10 protein-coding genes are annotated in these 20,082 nt (G+C 67.3%); 4 read left to right on the plus strand and 6 right to left on the minus strand.

Going from position 1 to position 20,082, the window contains the following annotated elements; genetic code table 11:
* Window positions 1–242 precede the first annotated feature (242 nt).
* The 5 genes from ACTJKX_RS11740 to ACTJKX_RS11760 form a co-directional block, all read right to left on the minus strand.
* On the minus strand, window positions 243–713 hold the full coding sequence (locus ACTJKX_RS11740; RefSeq protein ID WP_440725355.1) for a DUF1178 family protein: 471 nt from the start codon (window positions 711–713) through the stop codon (window positions 243–245).
* Window positions 710–1,552 (minus strand): carbon-nitrogen hydrolase family protein, encoded by an 843-nt coding sequence (locus ACTJKX_RS11745; protein ID WP_440725356.1) that lies wholly within the window; start codon window positions 1,550–1,552, stop codon window positions 710–712. Before ACTJKX_RS11745 ends, ACTJKX_RS11740 begins: the two co-directional genes overlap by 4 nt.
* A gap of 12 nt (window positions 1,553–1,564) precedes the next feature.
* The gene (grxC, locus tag ACTJKX_RS11750) at window positions 1,565–1,822 is read right to left on the minus strand and encodes a glutaredoxin 3 (RefSeq protein ID WP_311937584.1); all 258 of its coding nucleotides are present in this window, start codon (window positions 1,820–1,822) and stop codon (window positions 1,565–1,567) included.
* A 126-nt stretch (window positions 1,823–1,948) separates the two neighbouring features.
* A complete protein-coding gene (locus tag ACTJKX_RS11755; protein WP_440725357.1) occupies window positions 1,949–3,052 on the minus strand; it encodes a DUF1963 domain-containing protein in 1,104 nt (367 codons plus the stop codon).
* A gap of 19 nt (window positions 3,053–3,071) precedes the next feature.
* Window positions 3,072–3,842 carry a ComF family protein gene (locus ACTJKX_RS11760; RefSeq protein ID WP_440725358.1) on the minus strand — a complete coding sequence of 257 codons (771 nt, stop codon included), beginning with the start codon at window positions 3,840–3,842 and terminating at the stop codon, window positions 3,072–3,074.
* A 159-nt stretch (window positions 3,843–4,001) separates the two neighbouring features.
* On the opposite strand from ACTJKX_RS11760, the gene ACTJKX_RS11765 reads away from it, so the two are divergent.
* From ACTJKX_RS11765 to ACTJKX_RS11780, 4 genes are all read left to right on the plus strand, one after another.
* Window positions 4,002–4,745, plus strand: a complete 744-nt coding sequence (locus tag ACTJKX_RS11765; protein WP_082980208.1) for a Crp/Fnr family transcriptional regulator — start codon at window positions 4,002–4,004, stop codon at window positions 4,743–4,745.
* The gene (locus ACTJKX_RS11770) at window positions 4,738–6,819 is read left to right on the plus strand and encodes a CHASE2 domain-containing protein (protein WP_440725359.1); all 2,082 of its coding nucleotides are present in this window, start codon (window positions 4,738–4,740) and stop codon (window positions 6,817–6,819) included. The genes ACTJKX_RS11765 and ACTJKX_RS11770 overlap by 8 nt, the downstream gene beginning before the upstream one ends.
* A gap of 597 nt (window positions 6,820–7,416) precedes the next feature.
* Entirely contained in the window at window positions 7,417–18,345 is a 10,929-nt protein-coding gene (locus ACTJKX_RS11775) for a hypothetical protein (RefSeq protein ID WP_440725360.1), read from the plus strand.
* A 23-nt stretch (window positions 18,346–18,368) separates the two neighbouring features.
* On the plus strand, window positions 18,369–18,920 hold the full coding sequence (locus ACTJKX_RS11780; RefSeq protein ID WP_440725361.1) for an invasion associated locus B family protein: 552 nt from the start codon (window positions 18,369–18,371) through the stop codon (window positions 18,918–18,920).
* Between the two features lie 114 nt (window positions 18,921–19,034).
* Here ACTJKX_RS11780 and htpX read toward each other — a convergent pair whose 3' ends face one another.
* On the minus strand, window positions 19,035–19,979 hold the full coding sequence (gene htpX / locus ACTJKX_RS11785; RefSeq protein WP_367626178.1) for a zinc metalloprotease HtpX: 945 nt from the start codon (window positions 19,977–19,979) through the stop codon (window positions 19,035–19,037).
* Window positions 19,980–20,082 lie beyond the last annotated feature (103 nt).

A 20,082-nucleotide genomic window follows, 5' to 3' on the forward strand; every position in this document is an offset into this window, starting at 1 on the left:
TAGCGTGGTGCGACCCCTCATCCGCCCCTCCGGGGCACCTCTAGTCAACTCAAGAGAGTTGACGACACCCGCAAGGGGAGAAGGTGATTGGCCAGCGCGGCGCCTTCCAAAATGCCTCCTTCTCCCCTTGCGGGAGAAGGTGCCGGCAGGCGGATGAGGGGTTGCGCTGCCCCATCTCAACCCTTTTTCCTGGCTTGTTCGAACGATCTTGAAAGGAGTGGTCCGCAGACCGGCCCCCAATGCTAGTTCCGGTCGTCCGGCAGCATCGGCAGAGGCAGGATGTCGATGCCGTCCTCGAGCAGGCTGCGGACATCCTCGCCGGTCGCCTCGCCATGGATGGTGCGATGTTCGATCTCGCCATCATGCATCTTGCGGGCTTCGGCGGCGAATTTGTCGCCGACATAGTCGGATTTCGCCGTCAGCATGGCATGCAGTTCGCGCACCTTGGTCCGCAAAGCCTGTTCTTCCGGGGAGGTCAGGGCTACCGGCTGCGGCAAGGCCGCCAGGTTTTCGCGAATTTTGATGTCGGGATTCCCGCTTTCTCGATCCTTGCGAGCCACCTGCGGCGCCATGATGGCCTTGCCGATCTTGGTGGAGGCGCAATAGGCGCAGCTCAGCAGGCCGCGCTCGGCCTGGTCGTCATAGGCGGCACTGTCGCGAAACCAGCTTTCGAACTCGTGCCCCTGGTCGCAGACGAGGGAAAAGCGAATCACTCTGCAGCCCTCAGCGCGGGTTCCGTCTTTACCGTGAACGAACGTGCATTCTTGAGATTGGGGATCTTGCCGCGTGTCGCCGCCACGACATGCACGTCGACCTCGCCATAGATCAAGCCGAGCGTATCGCCGGCATCGGCGACCACCCTGCCCCAGGGATCGACGATGACGGAATGGCCATAGGTGTCGCGGCCGTCGTCGTGATGGCCGACCTGGGCGGCCGAGATCATCCAGGCGCCGTTCTCGATGGCGCGGGCGCGCTGCAGCACATGCCAATGGGCCTCGCCCGTCTGCTTGGTGAAACAGGCCGGTGCGCTGATCACATCAGCGCTGGCATCGCCATAGGCGCGGAAGAGCTGGGGAAAGCGCACATCGTAGCAGATGGCAAGGCCCAGCCGGGCAAAGGGCAGGTCGACCGCCACGGCCTCTTCGCCCCCGACATAGGCATTGGACTCGCGCCAGGACTCGCCGCCGGCAAGATCGACGTCGAACAGATGGATCTTGTCATAGGAGGCGAGCACCTCGCCCTTGGGATCGATGACGAAGGCGCGGTTGGCGGCCTTGTCGCCCACGCGCACCGCCATGGAGCCGATATGGAGGTGCAGGCCGTTGTCGCGGGCGATGGCCTGAAAGGCGTCGAGCTCGGGATTGGTCTTCTCGTCGCCGATCACGGCCATCATGGCGGCCCGGTCGCGATTGACCACGGTGGTCATCTCGGGGGTCTGCAGATAGTCCGCTCCGGCGGCCTTGGCCTCGCGGGCGGCAGCGGCGACAATGTCGACATTGGCCGAGGGCACCAGGCCGGATCGCATTTGCAGGACGGCGGCTTTGAAACGCATGAAAGGTCTCCCTCAGGCAGCGAGAAGCTTGTCGAGGCCGCCGGCAGCCTCGAGATCATGAAGATCGTCGCTGCCGCCGACATGGGTGTCCCCGATGAAGATCTGCGGCACCGTGCGCCGCCCGTTGGCGCGCAGGCTCATGGCTTCCTGCAGCTCGGGCTTGCCGTCGACGTCGATCTCCTCGAAGGGAATGCCCTTGCGGGTCAGCAGGGCCTTGGCCGCCTTGCAATAGGGGCACCAGGATTTCGAATACACGACGACAGGCGGCATTGCCTTCATTCCATCCACAAACGACCTCGCCCACAGATGGGAAGGCGGAGAACCAAAATCAATCGGTATTATAGGCAGTTGCCGCAGGCCGACAAGAAGGGGCGTCCCGGAGCCGCAGGCATCCGCTCACGGTTTCTGGAAGACCATCCAGGCCCGGTCGAAGGCGCGGATGCGCATGTCGTGCTCGCGCATCAGGATATAGAGTGCGCCGGAGGGCAGCAGGCCGAGGGCATCGTCCCGGCCGATCTGCAGCAGCAGACGCCAGCGATCCGCCGAGCGCAGCAGCCTGCGAGCCTCCGCGCTGGCATAGGCCTCGCCCGTGCCGCAGAAAATACCGTGCGAAGCCAGCTGAGCCTGGGCCTGCATGCCGTTCTGCAGCGGGCGCGGCCAGCCGCCGAGCTGGTGGTTGGCGCCGCCTTTGCCGCCCGGCGTGCCGTAGCGGCCGAGCCAGGTCTCGTAATGGATCTCCTCGCTATCCTCGTCCCAGAAGGTGGAGGCTTCCTCGCCATGCGGGAAGGCATCGAATCCCTTGTCGCTCGGCGGGATGGCCGTGACGACGGGGCGCGCCGTCACGGCGGCCGGCTTGAAGCGGCTGCTCCAGCGTTCCTGCGCCAGGGCCGCCAGGGCGGCGGGTTCGGCCTTGCGCTCCAGGCGCTCCACCGGGGTCTTGTCCCAGATCAGGCGCAGCCCGGTCGCAGCATGGGGATCGTAGGGTTTCGGCTTCACCCAATAGTCGCAGAACAGCAGCAAGCGGCCGTGATGGGGCAGTGCCGCAGGAAAGCCGGGGGTCAGCGACAGCGCGGCCAGATCGAGTTGGGCGATGAAGGCGAGGGGAAACACCGCTGTCACCGCCCGGGCGAGATCGCTCTGCTCGCGGCTGGCTTCGCGGGCGTGCTCGGGCGTCAGCCATGAGCCTGGTCGCGTGGCTTCGCTGGCCAGGCGATCCGCCTCGGTGAGATGGGCCTGGGTTCGTTCGGCCGCATCGCCATAGGGCGGACGTTCCGGCCAGGCCATGGTGTCGGGTAAATCGGGCAGGCCGCCGATCTTGCTGGCGCCGAGCGGAATCCGGCTTTCCTCGCAAGGCGTGGTTTCCAGCACCAGCGCCGGCCGGGCCTGCTCGGCGAGCCGGGCGACGCTTTCGGGGGCGAGGCCGGCTTCGCTCAGGGAACTGTGCAGGGACTCGCGGCTGTCGGGCCAGGCGAGAAGAGGCGATTGGTCTATCGGATCCAAGTTAGGCAGTCCCGTTCGGTTACTCGATCGGCGTCGCTACTCGGGCGAACACCAGCATGTCGACATTGGCTGCTCCGGCCCGCAGCAGGGCACGCGCCGCCGCTTCGCCCGTGGCGCCGGAGGTCAGCACATCGTCGATCAGCACGATGCGCTTGCCCTTGATCGCAGGCCTGGCGCTTGGCGGGACCACGAAGGCGCCTTGCACGTTGCGGGCCCGTTCCCTGCGGCTGAGGCCGACCTGATGGGCCGTGCGCCTGGAGCGGCCGAGCAGCAGCGGTTCATAGGTCACCCCACTCCGATTGCCGATCTCGCGCGCCAGCAGGGCGGCCTGGTTGAAGCGCCGCCGCCACAGCCGCAGGCGATGCAGCGGTATCGGCACCAGCATGTCAGCATCGGCCAGCACGTCCTGTCCGGCCTGGGTCATCAGCCGGCCCATGAAGGACGCGATCTCGACGCGGTCGCCATATTTGAGCCGATGCACCAGCTCGATGGAGGCGCCTTCATAGCGGGCCGCGGCCCTGGCCCGGCCATAGGCGGGCGGATCGGCGATCGCCTGGGCCGACACCATGCCCTCGCCATGGTCGTAGACGAAGGGAATACCCAGTCTCTCGCAATAGGGCCGCTCGATCAGGGACAGCTGCTGCCAGCAGGTCACGCATAGATTGGCGTGGCTGGCCGTGGTTTCCCGGCAGCTCAGGCAGCGCGGCGGCAGGATGATGTCCGCCAGCCGGCTTCCCGCCTGCAGGAGCAGGCGCGACAGCGAGGAGGGGGCTATGGTGGGGACGGACATGGCGGCAAAGTGGCAAAGATTACCGAGCCTGTCATCAGGACATTGCAGTGGAAGTGCCACCGGTAATATGAGAAGGCATTAGGGCTTAATTTGCCGAGCGAGCCCGACATCGCCATTATACCCGCCATATTTACGTTTGAGACTGGAATATTTGCGTCAATGTCCGTCCCGCTTCGCACTGCCATTGCCCGCCTCGATCTGTTTGCCGGCGCAAGCCCGGAGGATATCGACGCGGTTGCGAATCTTGCCATCGAACAACGTTTTCGCGACGGCGAATCGATCTTCTCGCGGGGGGCGCCGGGTGAGGGCATGCTGATCGTGCTCCAGGGTACGATCCGCCTTTCCATCGTTTCCGTCGAGGGGCGCGAGCTGATTCTGCGTGAAGCCGGGCCGGGGGACGTGATCGGCGAGATCGCGGTGCTGGACAGCGGCAGGCGCACTGCGGATGCCACCGCGGTCGGGCCGGTGGTTGCCGGTTTCATCGCGCAGGCCTCCTTCGTGCGGCTGCTCGCCACCCGCCCCGCGCTGCAGATGCCGATCCTGCAGGTGCTGTGCGCGCGGCTGCGCGACACCACCGACCAGCTCGAATCGATCGCGCTCTATCCGCTCGAGGCCCGGCTGGCCCGCTTCCTGCTCTGGCATGTCAAGCGGTACGGGCGCACCCGCGCCGACGGCGCCCGCAGTGCGCCGCTGACGATCTCGCAAAGCGCGATCGCCAGCTTCGTCGGCGCCAGCCGGCCCAAGGTCAACCGGCTGCTCGCCGCTTTCGAGGAGCGGGGGGCGATCGAACGGCGCGGCGCCATCGTGCATTGCCATGTGGCCGCGCTTACCCAACTGGCGCAGGCGGAAACGGTCCCCGGCGAGGCGCATGCCGGCGCCGGCCAGGACGCGGCGCGTGGCTGATCTTGCCTTCAAGCCCGCAATTGCCACCGGCCTGGCGGCCTTCATCCTCGGTCTTTGCTTTCTCGTCTACAATCCAGGCGGGGCCGCCAACACACTGCGCGAAGAAGCCTTCGACTTTCTCGAGAGCGTGATCCCGCCCAAGCGCCTGCCCGATGGCGTGGTGGTGGTTGACATCGACAGGCCCAGCCTGGCCGCCAAGGGAGGGTGGCCGTGGCGACGGGGCGGCGGGCTGACCGATCTGGTAACCAAGCTGCAGGATGCGAAAGCACAGGTCATCGGTGTCGATATCCTGCTGGATGGCCCGGACCGACGCTCACCGGCACCGATGCTGAGAGTCTATGCCAAATCGACTGGTCGGACGGAGCTGACGAGCGTTGCCGACAGCCTGCCTGATGAGAACAAGCAACTCGCCGAAGCGATCGCCCGCTCGGATGTCGTGCTGGGCTTGTTGCCCGACGAGGCCGGCAAGGATGCATTGCCCTTCCCGCCTCCGATCATTCCGGTGCCGCAGCAGGACCTGTCCCAGAAGGCCGCCGGTGTCGTCGCTCCCTCGGCGGCACTCGTGGATGGAGCGGTTGCGATCGGCGCTTTGTCGCTCTCTCCTGTCACCGGCTCGAAGGTGCGCCACGCGCCGGTCTTCGTGCGGGGCGGCAGCGAGATCTATGCGGGCTTTGCGATGGAGGTCTTCCGAAGCGCGCAGCACGCATCCGCCTTTCTGCTCGATCCCGACGGAGCCACCGCCTCGGTGGGAGAGACACGCATTCCCTTGCGGGAGGGGGCTTCGGTGCGGCTTCATCTCGCCGCTCCGTCGACCTGGCGCGCCCGCACGGTTTCGGCCGCCGACGTGCTGGACGACAAGATACCGGCCCAACGTTTTGCCGGCCGCATCGTGTTGATCGGTGCCAGTGCGCCGGAAGCAGGCGCACTGCTCCCGACCGCCGCGGGACCTCTCACGCCGACCGTGCAGGTCCAGGCCGAGGCGATCGAAGGCCTGCGCTCGGGTGACATCCCGCAGCGCATCCACAGCCCGAGGCTGATCGAGCCACTTGCCGCCTCCGCCCTCGGCCTCGTGGCGCTGGCGGCTGCGCTGTGGCTCGGCCCTCTGGCGGCAAGCTCGGTGCTGGCGGTGCTGATACTGGGCTGGATCGGCTTCAGTGCCGGCCTGTTCGCCAGCACGCGATTGCTGATCGACCCTGCCGGTCCGCTGATCCCGGCCATAGCCGCCGCCAATTCGGCCCTGGTGGTGATGTTCGCCCATACCCGCAAGCTGCGTGGGGCGATCGAGCGCAAGTTCGGACGCTACCTCTCCCCCGAGATCGTGCGCCGCCTCACAGCCGCGCCGGAAGAGCTGAAGATCGAGGGTGAATTGCGGGAGGTCACGGCGCTGTTCTCGGATATCGAGGGCTTCACCACCATGTCGGAAAACGCCGAGCCGCGCACGCTGGTGGGTGCGCTCGATGCCTATTTCGATGGGGTCTGCGCCATCGTCATCCATCATGGCGGCATGGTCGACAAGATTGTCGGCGATGCCGTGCACGGCCTGTTCAATGCGCCGCTGACGGTCGAGGGACATGCCAAGGCGGCGCTGGACTGCGCCATCGAGATCGGCCGCTTCACCACGGAATTCCGCCAGCGCGAGGATGCCAGGCGCCTCGGCTTCGGCCGCACCCGCATCGGCCTGGATACCGGGCCCGTGATCGTGGGCGACGTCGGTGGTCTTGGTCATCTCGACTATACCGCCCATGGCGACGCCGTGAACTCGGCGGCGCGGCTGGAGGCGCTGAACAAGCAGTTCGGCACCACGGTCTGCCTTGGCGCCCGCGCGGCCGCCGCCATCGGCGAACCGGAGAGGTTGCGGCCCCTCGGCAATGTCGTGCTGCGGGGGCGTACGGCGCAGACGGCCGTTTTCAGCCCCTGGCCCGACGATGCCACTCCCGAGCGCCGCCAGGCCTATATGGCGGCCTTCGACAGGATGGCCTCGAAGCCGGCCGAGGCGCGGAGCCTGTTCGAGGCTCTTGCCGCGACCTGGCCTGGGGATCCGGCAGTGGCCTATTGGGTCAAGACGCTCGCCTGAGATCCGGCGAAAGGGCGCCGCCGGTTCGGCCTGCGCGGAGTAATAAAATACCAATCTGCCTGCTTTTTGAGATGAGTGGCATCGACTTTTTCCAATGTTTATTATTTGTCCTGTTTGAATTTAGAAACAAAGCACGAAGGGTAATCTTGTTTCGATTTATATCGATAAAACTTGTTGTATTATTTTAATACATCGTAGTCTGGTGTATAGATGATTTGATTTTCGTTTCTTTATAAAGATCATTCAGTTTGGTAAGTATATATCTATACAGTATGAAATCTAAATTTATATACTCGTGACTTGATCGTGATATGTAAAGTAAAAACCAAAAAATACGACGGGCACCGTATAGAACGGTAAGGTTTGTTGCGGTAGTTTTTGTCCGCGGGGACCACAAATCCATGCCTGCGCCGATCCGGCCTTACCGGGGGGTAAGACGTGCCGGGTCCGGCGGAGGGTGGAGGCAGTATCCCCGCGGCGGGATCAGTTATCTCAACTTGTTGGAACCATCAGCCGGTATCGACGCCTGTGTCGAAGCCAGGCGGTATCAGCATGCCGTGGAGCCCCCGCCGATGTCTGAGCGGGTGGGGATTCCAGATGACGTGCCATCGTCGTGACCTGAGTTGCGTTGCCGAGCTGAACCTTGCTTCCCGCCAGACGTCATTGTCGCGATTGAGAGCCAATCTCAGAGGCAGCTTGCTCGGTGCCTCCTTGCTGTCGATCGGCATGGCGGGCCCAGCCCTTGCCGATTGCTCGACGAGCGGGTCGATCCAGACCTGTACGGGCAACCTGCCCACCGGCGTGCAGCTCGATGCCGGCCCGACCACGCTGAACGTCAACAGCCTGAGCGGCCCCGTGAACGGCCAGGTCCTGCTGCGGCAGAATGGCGGGGATGGCGGCAACGGCCATGACGGTGCCCTGTTCGTGCCGCCGGCATCGGGTGGCGGCGGCGGTTCGGGCGGCGGCAGTGCGCCGACCGTCACGGGCCAGAGTTTCAACCAGACCACGGGCGTCGCCGTCATCAACTACAGCGACGGTTCCATCATCACGCTGACGCCGAAGGCGGGGTCGAGCACGCTTTATACGAAGCAGACCCAGACCCCCAAAAGTGGCGGCGGCTACGATACGACCAGCGTCGATATTCCCGCCACCGTCACGCCCAACGAGGCCGATGGCTCCATCACCATCTCGCTCGGCACCAATGGCGACGCTGGCACGATGACCATCAAGCCGGGCGCCGCCGGCGGCAGCCTCACGGGCGGCGGCCTCAACCTCAACTATGCCGGCACCGGCCAAACGCTGACGACTTCGGGACAGCCCGGGGTCATCGCCATCAGCCGGGGCGGCGATGGCGGCGATGGCGGTGACTATTATCTTGGCGGCGGCGGCGCGCGCGGCGGCAATGGCGGCGCTGGCGGCAGCGCCACCGTGACCAGCAAGGGCGATATCACCGTTACCAATGGCTATGGCGTGGTGGCGCAGTCGATCGGCGGCAGCGGGGGCCATGGCGGCGGTTCCTATACGGTGGTCGGCAGCGGCGGCGAGGGCGGCAAGGGCGGCGCTGCCGGCGCAGCGAGCGTGACGGCGGGCGAAGGCACGATCACCACCTATGGCGACAATTCCGGTGGCCTGGCGGCCATCAGCCAGGGCGGCAAGGGTGGGGCCGGCGGCAGCGCCGGCGGCATCGTCGCCTCCAGCGGCGACGCATCGGGCGCCGGCCGCGGCGGCTCGGCCTCTGTCACGGCGCTGGAAGGCCTGACCATCGTCACCCATGGTGCCAATTCGCATGGCTTGCTGGCGCAATCCATCGGCGGTAGCGGCGGCAGCAGCGGCAGCGCCGGTGGCCTCGGCGCGATTGGCGGCCAGGGTGGCACGGGCGGCGATGCCGGCACCGTCGATGCCCGCAATTTCGGCGATGTCACCACCAACGGCACCCACTCTTTCGGCATCCTGGCCCAGTCGATCGGTGGCGGCGGCGGTTCGGGTTCCGGCGGCGGCGGTCTCGTCGTGCTCGGGGCGGATGGCGCGGCCGGCGGCGCCGGCGGCAACGTCACCGCGGTCAATGGCGGCAGCATCACCACCAAGGGCTTCAATTCGACCGGCATCTTCGCCCAGTCGATCGGCGGCGGCGGCGGCGACGGTGGCTCCTCCGGCGGGCTCGTGGCGATCGGCGGCAAGGGCTCGACCACCAGCAATGCCGGAACGGTCGACGTCACCAACGCGGCCGGCGGTTCGATCACCACCTATCAGTCCTTTTCGCAGGGCATCTTCGCGCAATCGGTTGGCGGCGGCGGCGGCAATGGCGGCTCCTCGGGCGGTCTCTTCACCGTGGGCGGCCAGGGCGGTTCGGGCGGCAATGGCGGCGCCGTCACGGTCACCAGCGCCGGATCCATCGAAACCGGCATCAATGCCAAGGCCGATTCGAGTGCCGTGACGGACTCGGCGGCCATCTTCGCGCAGTCGGTGGGTGGCGGCGGCGGCAATGGCGGCAACGCGCTAGCCGTCGGTACCGGCATTACGGTAGCCCTGGGCGGCAAGGGCGGCGTGGGCGGCACGGGCGCGAATGTCAGCGTCCTGCGTGACGATGTCGATCCTGCGCAGGCCAGCAGCGCCTCGATCATCACCTGGGGCGACCGCTCGGCTGGCATCTTCGCCCAGTCGGTGGGCGGCGGCGGCGGCAATGGCGGCTTCGGCATCAGCGCCAATGGCGGTCCGATCAGCGCCAGCATCGCGCTCGGTGGCAGTGGTGGCGACGGCGGTGGCGCCGGCAATGTCCAGGTCGACACCAAGGGCAGCATCGAGACGCATGGCAGTGGCTCGACGGGCATCTTCGCCCAGTCGGTCGGCGGTGGCGGCGGCAATGGCGGCCTGGCGGTGGCCGGCTCGGCAGGGCTGGTCCAGGCTTCGATCGCCCTCGGTGGCGGCGGCGGCAAGGGCGGCGATGCCGGCACGGTCAATGTCTCCAATCTCTCGGTGATAACCACGGCGGGCGATAATGCCAGCGGCATCCTGGCCCAGTCGGTGGGCGGCGGCGGCGGCAATGGCGGCGTGTCGGTTGCCGCCGGCCTTGGCCTGGCCAGCGCCAATGTCGGCCTCGGCGGTACTGGCGAGAAGGGCGGCTCGGGCAAGAGCGTCACCGTCGACAGCAATGGTGACATCGCAACCGGCGGCAAGAACTCTTCCGCCATCCTGGCCCAGTCGATCGGCGGCGGTGGCGGCAATGGCGGCCTCGCCGTCGGTGCGGGGATCAGCGGCGTCGGTGCTTCGGTCACGCTCGGCGGCAGCGGCGCGCAGGCGGGGCATGGCGATATCGTATCAGTGACCTCGACCGGCAACCTCCTGACCAAGGAAGACAATTCGGCCGCCATCCTGGCGCAATCCGTCGGTGGCGGCGGCGGCAATGGCGGCTCCACCGTGGCTGGCCAGCTCTCGGTGGCCGGCAACGTCAATGTCGGCCTCGGTGGCACGGCCGGTGGCGGCGGCAATGGCGGCGCCGTAACGGTCAAGGCCTACAAGCCGGCAGGTGCCACGGGCAACGCGGCTACGCTCGAGACCGACGGGAACAATTCGGCCGGCATCCTGGCCCAGTCGATCGGCGGTGGCGGCGGCAATGGCGGCTTTGCCGGCGCGCTCGCGCTTTCGGGCGGCGTTTCTGCGGGGATCTCTCTCGGCGGCGGCGGCGGCAGCGGCGGCAGCGGCGCGGGCGTCCTGGTCGACCAGAGCCACAACATCCTGACCAAGGGCGACAATTCGGCCGGCGTGCTGGCCCAGTCGATCGGTGGCGGCGGCGGCAATGGCGGCTTTGCGGCCACCTTGAGCGGCAGTGCTCCCCTGGTCGGCGTTTCCGGTTCGGCGGCGATATCGCTGGGCGGCAAGGGCGGCGCGGGCAACAATGCCGGTACGGTGTCCGTCACCAGCAATGGCGCGATCCAGACCGAGGGCGACCGCTCCGACGCCGTGCTGGCGCAGTCGATCGGCGGCGGCGGCGGCAATGGCGGCTTCGGCCTCTCCGGTTCCTTCAATGTCGGCGGCGTCGGGGCGGCATCCGTCGCCATCGGCGGCAGTGGCGGCGCGGGGGCCGATGCCGCCCTCGTGACGGTGAAGAGCACCGGCCCGATCCTCACCAAGGGCGATGCCTCCAACGGCCTCGTCGCCCAGTCGATCGGCGGTGGCGGCGGCAATGGCGGTTTCTCGGGGTCGGCTTCGCTCTCCTCCAGCATTTCGATCGGTGTTGCCGTCGGCGGCACCGGCGGTGATGGCGGCAATGGCGGCGGCGTCGATCTGACCAATCAGGGGGCCGTCCAGGTCACAGGTGCCAATGCGGCCGGTGTGCTGGCCCAGTCGATCGGCGGCGGCGGCGGCAATGGCGGCTCCAGCATTGCCGCGAGTCTCGGCGGATCGGCTGGCCTGTCGGTCGCGGTCGGCCGCAGCGGCGGCAGCGGCGGTACCGCGTCGGCGGTCAGCGTCACCAGCAATGGCGATATCCTCAACGGTGCGGGCACGGGCAGTGTCGCCGACGGCAACTACAAGGCCACCACCGCCAATGGCGGCGGCATCCTGGCCCAGTCGATCGGCGGTGGCGGCGGTAATGGCGGCTTCAGTGGCTCCCTGGCTCTCGGTGGCGTCGGCGCCCTGTCGCTTTCGCTCGGTGGCAGCGGCGGTGATGGCGGTTCGGCCGGCACGGTGAACGTCCAGAACGGCACGCAGCAGGCCAGCAACATCACCACGCTCGGCGACCTCTCGGCCGGTATCACCGCCCAGTCGATCGGCGGTGGCGGGGGCAATGGCGGCTTCGGCATCGGCGTGTCCGGTTCGGGCGTGGTTTCCCTCTCGGCGGCCGTCGGCGGCAAGGGCGGCTCGGGCAATACCGCCAGCGCCGTTACCGTCGGCAGCAATGGCGACATCGTCACATTCGGTAATTTCTCCGCCGGCATCGCGGCCCAGTCGATCGGCGGCGGTGGCGGCAATGGCGGCTTCGCCGTGTCCGGCAGCATCGCTCTCGCGCCCGAAGGCGGCGGCAGCGCGGCCGTCGCGGTCGGTGGTTCGGCCGGCGATGGTGCCACGGCCGGCAATGTCGGCGTCATCAACAAGGGGGCCGTGGCGACCTTCGGCACTTCGTCCACCGGCATTCTCGCCCAGTCCCTGGGCGGCGGCGGCGGCAATGGCGGCTTTGCCGCCGCGGGCGCCATCACGGTGTCGCCCGAGGGTGGCGCGAGCATCGCGGTCGCGGTCGGCGGCGCAGGCGGCAATGGCGGTACGGCCGGCAAGGTCACGGTCTCGCAGACCGGTGCGGTCGCGACCGAGGGCGACCAGTCGACCGGCGTGTTGGCCCAGTCGATCGGTGGCGGCGGCGGCAATGGCGGCTTTGCCGCCACGCTTTCGGCCAATATCGGCAATGGCGTCGCTCTGGGGGCCAGCGTCGGCGGTACGGGCGGCGATGGCGCCAAGGCCGATGCGGTAGAGGTCACCGTCAACGGCGATGTCTCGACCGACGGGATCCTGTCCAGCGGCGTCGTCGGCCAGTCGATCGGCGGCAGCGGCGGCAATGGCGGTTTCTCCGTCGCCGGCACCCTGCAGATCGGGCAGGGTGGCAGCCTGAATGCCAGCGTCGGCGGCTTCGGCGGCGACGGTGGCAAGGCCGGCAACGTCGATGTCAGCCATACCGGCAATCTCCAGACCAAGGGCGACCTGTCGCTCGGCCTGCTGGCGCAATCGATCGGTGGCGGTGGCGGCAATGGCGGTTTTGCCGGCAGCCTCAGCGCGACCATCGGCGAGGGTGTCGCTCTTGGCGTTTCGGTGGGCGGCTTCGGCGGTGGCGGCGCCACGGCCGGCAACGTCAAGGCCAGCAATAACGGCAATGTCGCAACCTTCGGCGCCGGTTCGACGGCGATCCTCGCCCAGTCGATCGGCGGCAATGGCGGCAATGGCGGCGCCAGCGTGGCGGGTGCCGTCGGCATCGGCGAGCAGAATGTCAGCCTGGCGGTTTCCGTCGGTGGCTTCGGCGGCGATGGCGCCAAGGCCGGGTCGGCCGAGGTCGACAGCACCGGTCTGATCTACACCAAGGGGGCTCTCGCCCACGGCCTTGCGGCCCAGTCGATCGGCGGCGGTGGCGGCAATGGCGGCTTTTCGGTCGCCGGCAATCTGAATGTCAGCACGGGCACGGGCGGCAGCGCCTCCGTCAGCGTCGGCGGTGGCGGCGGTTCGGGCAGCACCGGCGGCGACGTCACCATCAAGTCGAACGTCGGCAAGGTCCTGCCGACCGACAACAGCGCCACCATTCAAACCGTGGGGGATGGTTCCAACGGCATCTACGCGCAGTCGATTGGCGGCGGTGGTGGCAGTGGCGGGTTCTCAGGGGCGCTGTCACTCACCTTCAGCGAGGGAGCAACTGCCGGTTTCGGCATTTCCGTCGGTGGTTTTGGAGGAACCGGCAACGATGCCGGCGCGGTCAAGGTGACCAGCGTCGACAATATCCTGACGGGAAGCAAAACCCAGATTGGAGACGAAACCCAGATCACAGGCAAAGGATCCAACGGCATCCTGGCGCAGTCGATCGGTGGTGGCGGCGGCGATGGCGGCTTCAGCGGCGCCGCGACGATCACCGGTGGGGCGTCCGGATCGACGCAAGCCGGTGTCTCCCTCTCCCTCGGCGGCTTCGGTGGCGCTGCGGGCAATGGTGGTGCCGTGACGGTCGATTCGACGGGGCTCATCACCACATGGGGTGACCATGCCGATGGCGTGCTGGCCCAGTCGATCGGTGGTGGCGGCGGCAATGGCGGCATGAGTTTTGCCGGCGCGGTCGGCGTCAGTCAGAATGCCGTCGACGTCTCGCTGAGCATGGGCGGCTTCGGAGGGGCAGGCGGGACCGGCGGCAATGTCGGCGTCACGCGCAACGGCACCATCCTCACCGCGGGCGACTATTCGGTCGGCCTGGCCGGCCAATCGATCGGTGGTGGCGGTGGCAATGGCGGCCTGTCGATCACCGGTGCCTTCGGCGGCACCAGTTCCAAGAACATCAGCGCTTCGCTCGGCGGCTTCGGCGGTGCCGGCACCGGCGCCGGCCTCGTCACCATCGGCAATACCGGCGACATCGGCACCACGGGCATCGGCTCGCAGGCGATCCTCGCCCAGTCGATCGGCGGTGGCGGCGGCAATGGCGGGCTCGCGGGCTCGGCCGTGTTCGGCGTTGGTGGTGAAAATACCAATCTGAACTTCGGGGCGGCCGTTGGCGGCAAGGGCGGCAGTGGCGGCACTGGCGGCGACGTCAAGGTCACCAGCAACGGCAATCTGCAGACGCAGGGCGATGCGGCGCAGGGCATCCTCGCCCAGTCGATCGGCGGTGGTGGCGGCAATGGCGGCTCGAGCCTGTCGGGCGTGCTCGGCGTCGGCGGCGCCAGCCAGGGTCGCACGATCAATGTCAGCTTCGCGGTGGGCGGCCTCGGCGGCGACGGCAACACGGCCGGCAATGTCACCGTCGACCAGTCGGGTTCGATCCAGACGGATGGCAGCGGCTCGCATGGCATCCAGGCCCAGTCGATCGGCGGGGGCGGTGGCAATGGCGGCCAGGCCAACTCCCTCTCGCTGGTGCTGACCAAGGCCTGCACCCTGCCGGTGGTCTGCACCGCACCGGAAGAGACCAAGAACAATTTCTCCTTCCAGGCGACGGTGGGCGGCTTCGGTGGCACCGGCAACGATGCCGGCACCGTCACCGTCGGCAATGACGGCGTGATCGTCACCAAGGGCGATGCCTCCAGCGGCATCTTCGCCCAATCGATCGGCGGCGGCGGCGGCCAGGGCGGCAGCGGCATCATCGGCCTGCAGGACGTGGTGCCCAGCCCCTATAGCTACGCCACGCTGGCGGCCATGCCCTTCGGCGCCGTCGGCATCGCCAAGAACTATGTGGTCGCCGTCGGCGGCTATGGCGGCTCGGCCGGCAACGGCAACACGGTTACGATCGACAACCAGGGTCAGATACAGACCGAAGGCATCTATTCCTGGGGCATCTTCGCCCAGTCGGTGGGTGGCGGCGGCGGCAATAGCGGCAATGCCGTTGCGGGCCTGACCGGCACGATCGGCCTCGGCGGCGGTGCGCTCGCCAATCTCCTCGGCGTCGACAGCGGCTCGGCCGGCGATGGCGGCACGGTTACCGTGACCAACGGCAAGTCGGGCGATGTCGAGATCGGCGCCATCCAGGCCAACGGCACCATCTCCTCCGGCGCGATCCTCGCCCAGTCGATCGGCGGCGGCGGTGGCCAGGGCGGGGCGGGCTCCGGCCTGATCGATATCGGCGGCGATGGCGGTGCGGCCGGCAATGGCGGCGCTGTCACGGTCACCAATTTTGCCTATCTCGGCACCAAGGGCCTGTTCTCGAACGGCATCACCGCGCAATCGGTCGGCGGCGGTGGCGGCACTGGCGGCGGCGGTTCGCTCAGCGCCCTCGCCATCGGCGGCGCCGGCGGCGCTGCAGGCAATGGCGGTACGGTCGCTGTCGCCAATGCCGGCGATATCTTCACGGAGGGCCGCGAGTCCAATGGTGTCACGGCCCAGTCGATCGGCGGCGGTGGCGGCACCGGCGGCGGCTTCCTCTATGACAAGCAGGGCATCGGCAGCCTGGTCGGCAGCGTCAATCTCGTGCAGGTCGGCGGCAGTGGCGGTGCCTCGGGCGATGGTGGCAGCGTCGGCATCGCCAATAGCGGCTTCGTGCAGACCGAGGGAGATTTCTCCAACGGCCTGTTCGCGCAGTCGGTCGGCGGTGGCGGCGGTATCGGCGGCGGCGGCCTTGGCGCGGTGGCGATCGGCGGCAAGTCCGGTGCGGGCGGCAAGGGCGGTGACGTGACCATCAGCAATGCCGCGGGTGGCCAGGACGTTGATCTGACGCCAGGGGATAGCAACGATGATCCGATCAAGATCAGCATCATCACCACCGGTGACCAGTCCAATGCCATCATGGCCCAGTCGGTCGGCGGTGGCGGCGGTTCGTCCGGCGAAACCTACGGCCTCGTCTCCTTCGAGCGTGGTGCGGCCGCAGGCAGCGACGGCGGCATGGTCAAGGTCACCAATGCCGGTTCACTGCTGACCTTCGGCCAGAATTCCTCGGCCATCTTCGCCCAGTCGGTCGGCGGTGGCGGCGGCTATGCCGCAGCGGCCACCGGGCTCGGCGCCTGGGGCGCCGATGCAGGCGGTGGCGGCAATGGCGGCGCGGTGAGCGTCATCAACACCGCCGAACTGATTGCGACCGATGGCACCAATGCGCATGGCATCTTCGCCCAGTCGATCGGCGGCGGCGGCGGCGTGGTCAATTCGCTGGGCGGCCTCACCGTGCCCAAGCCCTTCATTGATGCCCTGCCGGAAACCGCGCAGGGCGTGGTCACCAACCTGCTCGACGGCAAGAGCGTCGGCATCGGCTTTGCCGGTTCCGCCGGCGGCGACGGCAAGGCCGGCGACGTCACCATCAACCAGACCGGCAATATCATGACCGTCGGCTCCGGCTCCTTCGCCATCCTGGCCCAGAGCGCCGGCAAGACCAATGGCAACATCGCCATCACCGTCAACGCCGACAGCAGCATCGTCGGCGGCACAGGCATGGGCGCCGGTGTCGGCTTCCTCGACGGGGCGACCAACACGCTCGCCAATGCCGGCGTCATAGCCGACCTCGGCAAGACCGTCGGCCTCGCCCTCGACAAGGACAAGAAGCTGATCGGGACCGGCTGGATCGATGGCCTCGCCGTCTATGGCTCGGCCGGCAACGAGGCGGTGACCAACACCAACCTCGTCACCGGTTCGGTCAAGCTCGGAACAGGCCTCAACACCTTCGACAACCAGAACGGCGCCTGGTTCGTCACCGGCAACACCGTCCAGCTCGGCGACACCGCGGCCCATCTGTTCTCCAATGCCGGCTTCATGGCGATTGGCGGCATCAACCGGGTCTTCACCACCAACGAGACCGGCTATTTCGGCCAGAAGGCCGACGGCACCTACATGCTGGACTTCGACCTCGACCGGAACGCCGATTGGAGCACGACAACGTCGGTGGCAATGCTGGCGGCGGCCCTGCCGGATCTGAGCAATCCCGGCTTCACCGACCTTCTCAACGTCTCGGGCGCGGCCGATCTCGCCGGCAAGGTCTCGATCAACCTGCTCAACCCCGGCAAGGCGACACCGGGTACCAGCGACCATGTCATCGTTCACACCGAAAAGGGTGTCACCGACAACGGCATGACCATCGATGCCATCCCGACGGCGGTGGCGAATTACAGCCTGATCTTCACCGATTACGATGCGATCCTGCGCACCAAGATCGACTTCTCGGCCGACGGCCTGACTGAGAACGGGCATGCCGTCGGCAATGCGATCAACGCGATCCAGACCGACCAGACTTCGCCGAAATTCGTGCCGCTGGCGGCAGCCATCTTCTTCCAGCCGGACGTGGCCGCGCTGCAGAAGACCTATGACTCCATCGACGGCGAAGGCACGGCCGGCGTGCAGCAGACGCTGTTCTCCGACAGCGGTGCCTTCATGCGCTCGGTGATGCAGCAGGCCGATTTCTGGCGCAACGGCAATGCGGTCGATCTCACCGGCAAGACCGTCGGCGGCTGCAGCGCCGATGTCGGCGGCAAAACCGTGAAGGGCGCATCCTTCTGCGACACCCGCCTGTGGCGGGCCTGGATCACTGGGTATGGCGGCGGCTCCTCCTTCGACGGCAACACCGTCGTCGGCTCGGGCAATCTGAAGACCCACAACCAGGGTATCGCGGCAGGCCTCGATTACCAGTTCGATCCGAACTATCTGATCGGCCTGTCGGTGGGCGGCGGGCATTCCGCCTTCGGGGTGGAGCAGCGTGCCACCACGGGTAAGGTGGATGCCGGCCATGTCGCGCTGTACGGGGCGGCCAAATACGGCAATTTCTACGCCAACGGTCTGCTCGGCTTCGACTTTCTGCACGCCACGACCCAGCGTTACGCCATGATCCAGGGCACGGATGCCCCGGTCAATCCGGTGGCGGGCGCCTATGACGCGCTCGGCAACAGCTTCGACGGCCGCGCCATCAGCGCGCGCCTGGAGGGAGGCTACAAGGCCAATTTCTCGGGAGTGAACGTCACGCCCTTCGCGGCGCTGCAGTTCTCCTCCCTGCATCTGGACGGCTCGACCGAGCACGCCCAGGGCACCACTGGCGGCCTTGCCCTCAATTATGCCGGGCGGACCATCAACTCGTTCCCATCCTTCCTGGGGGCGCAGATCGATACCCGCTTCTATTTCGGCGAGACGACCTATCTCGAGCCCTTCCTGCGCGCCTCCTGGGTGCACGAGTTCGCGAACCGGCGCTCGGTCGAAGCCGGCTTCACGGCGGCACCCGGCTATAATTTCGTGGTCTACGGCGCTTCGGCGCCGCGGGATTCGGCTCTGGTGGAAGCGGGCGTGAACCTGGTCTCGGCCTCGGGCCTGTCGGTTTACGGCAAGTTCAGCGGCAATTTCTCCAAATCCTCGCACGACCTCACCGGGTCGGGCGGGCTTCGCTACAGCTGGTAAGATTGAAGGACGGATAGGCGACGATGCATCGTGTGGTTGAATTGACGGTGGCGGCGGGCCTGGCCTGCCTGCTGGCGGGCAGTGCGCAGGCGCAGGCCAAGAAACCTGCCGCCCCGGAGGCTCCCAAGGCGGCGGCTCCGGCGCCTGCCGCAGCCCCCGCTCCCGCGGCGCCCGGTTGGGTGACGCGCTGCACCGCGGACGCCCGGCAGGGGCCGCTCGACTGCGTGGTCGAGGAAAACGCGGTGATGAACAATACCGGCCAGCTCGTGGTCGGCTTCTCGGTCCGCGTTCCCAGCGACACTCGCGCCCCCGTGGTGCTGGCGCGCCTGCCGCTCGGGCTCTATCTGCCGGCCGGCCTCAAGCTGCAGGTCGATGACGGCCAGGTGGCGAGCTATCCCCTGCAGACCTGCGACGGCGCCGGCTGCTATGTCGGCACGCCGCTCGATGCCGGGCTGCTGGCCCGGATGAAGACCGGCAAGCAGCTCAAGACGACATTCCAGAACCTGCAGCGCAACGATGTCAGCGTGCAGCTGCCGCTTGCCGGCTTTGCGGAGAGCTACGCCAAGATCCAGTGAACAGAGCAAAGCGCGTTTCGACTGAAACGCGCTTTGCTCGCACTCTCTGGTTCGACGCGTCTTTGCGATTCTCGGCGATCCCTGGCGATTCCGCCAAAATCCAAACGCTCCGGCTCAGCCCCAGGGGCCCTTCGGGCTTTGCGGGCCGCGTGGGCCGAGATCGTCCAAGCTGACGCCCTCGACGAACCCACCCTGGCGGGGCGGCTGCCGGCCCGCGCCCATGCGCCGGGCCTGCTCTTCCAACGCCGCGATGCGGTTCCGGGTGTCGGGATGGGTCGAGAACAGATTGTCCATTGGCCGGCCCGACAGCGGATTGATGATGAACATATGCGCCGTGGCGGGATGGGCCTCGGCCTGCTCATTGGGAATGGCATGGGCGGCGTTCTGGATGCGTGCCAGGCCCGAAGCGAGCGCCAACGGGTTGCCGCTGATCTCGGCGCCCAGGCGGTCGGCCTCATATTCGCGCGAGCGCGAGATTGCCATCTGCACCACCATGGCAGCGAGCGGCGCCAGCACGGCGAGCAGGATGGAGCCGATCGGACCGAGCGAGTTGCGCTCGCGATTGCCGGAGAAGAACATGCCGAAATTGGCTACCATCGAGATGGCGCCGGCCAGGGTGGCCGTGATGGTCATCAAGAGCGTGTCGCGATGCTTGATATGGGCAAGCTCATGGGCGATCACGCCCGCAACCTCGTCGCGCGACAGCGATTGCAGCAGGCCGGTATTGATGGCGACGGCGGCATTGGCCGGATCGCGCCCGGTGGCGAAGGCATTGGGCTGCGGATCGTCGATCAGATAGAGCTTGGGCATCGGCAGGCCGGCATTGCGGGCAAGGCCGGCCGTGAGCTTGTAGAGCCCCGGTTCGCTGGCGGGGCTGACCTCGCGGGCACCGTACATCGACAGCACCATGTCGCCCGAACGCCAATAGGCGAACAGATTGGTGCCGATGGCCACCAGCAAGGCGATCATCATGCCGCCCTTGCCGCCCAGCATGAGCCCGATCACCATGAACAGGGCCGTCATGCCGGCAAGGAGCAGAGCAGTGCGCGCGTAATGCATCGGAAGGAACCCGTTCGTCATGGCCTGAAAATCGGGTCTGCGATGGTTCATGCGCAAGAGGGTTGCGCATGAAAATTTCGTCACGTGGAGGCTGTGACGTCAA

The sequence above is a fragment of the Labrys sp. 22185 genome, from assembly GCF_052045555.1.
GTDB classification, from domain to species: Bacteria; Pseudomonadota; Alphaproteobacteria; order Rhizobiales; family Labraceae; genus Labrys; species Labrys neptuniae.

Coding starts and splice junctions, on each gene's coding strand:
- ACTJKX_RS11745 (WP_440725356.1), bottom strand. CDS start 1,552: ATGCGTTTCAAAGCCGCCGTCCTGCAAATGCGATCCGGCCTGGTGCCC.
- grxC (WP_311937584.1), bottom strand. CDS start 1,822: ATGCCGCCTGTCGTCGTGTATTCGAAATCCTGGTGCCCCTATTGCAAG.
- ACTJKX_RS11760 (WP_440725358.1), bottom strand. CDS start 3,842: ATGTCCGTCCCCACCATAGCCCCCTCCTCGCTGTCGCGCCTGCTCCTG.
- ACTJKX_RS11765 (WP_082980208.1), top strand. CDS start 4,002: ATGTCCGTCCCGCTTCGCACTGCCATTGCCCGCCTCGATCTGTTTGCC.
- ACTJKX_RS11775 (WP_440725360.1), top strand. CDS start 7,417: ATGACGTGCCATCGTCGTGACCTGAGTTGCGTTGCCGAGCTGAACCTT.
- ACTJKX_RS11780 (WP_440725361.1), top strand. CDS start 18,369: ATGCATCGTGTGGTTGAATTGACGGTGGCGGCGGGCCTGGCCTGCCTG.
- htpX (WP_367626178.1), bottom strand. CDS start 19,979: ATGCATTACGCGCGCACTGCTCTGCTCCTTGCCGGCATGACGGCCCTG.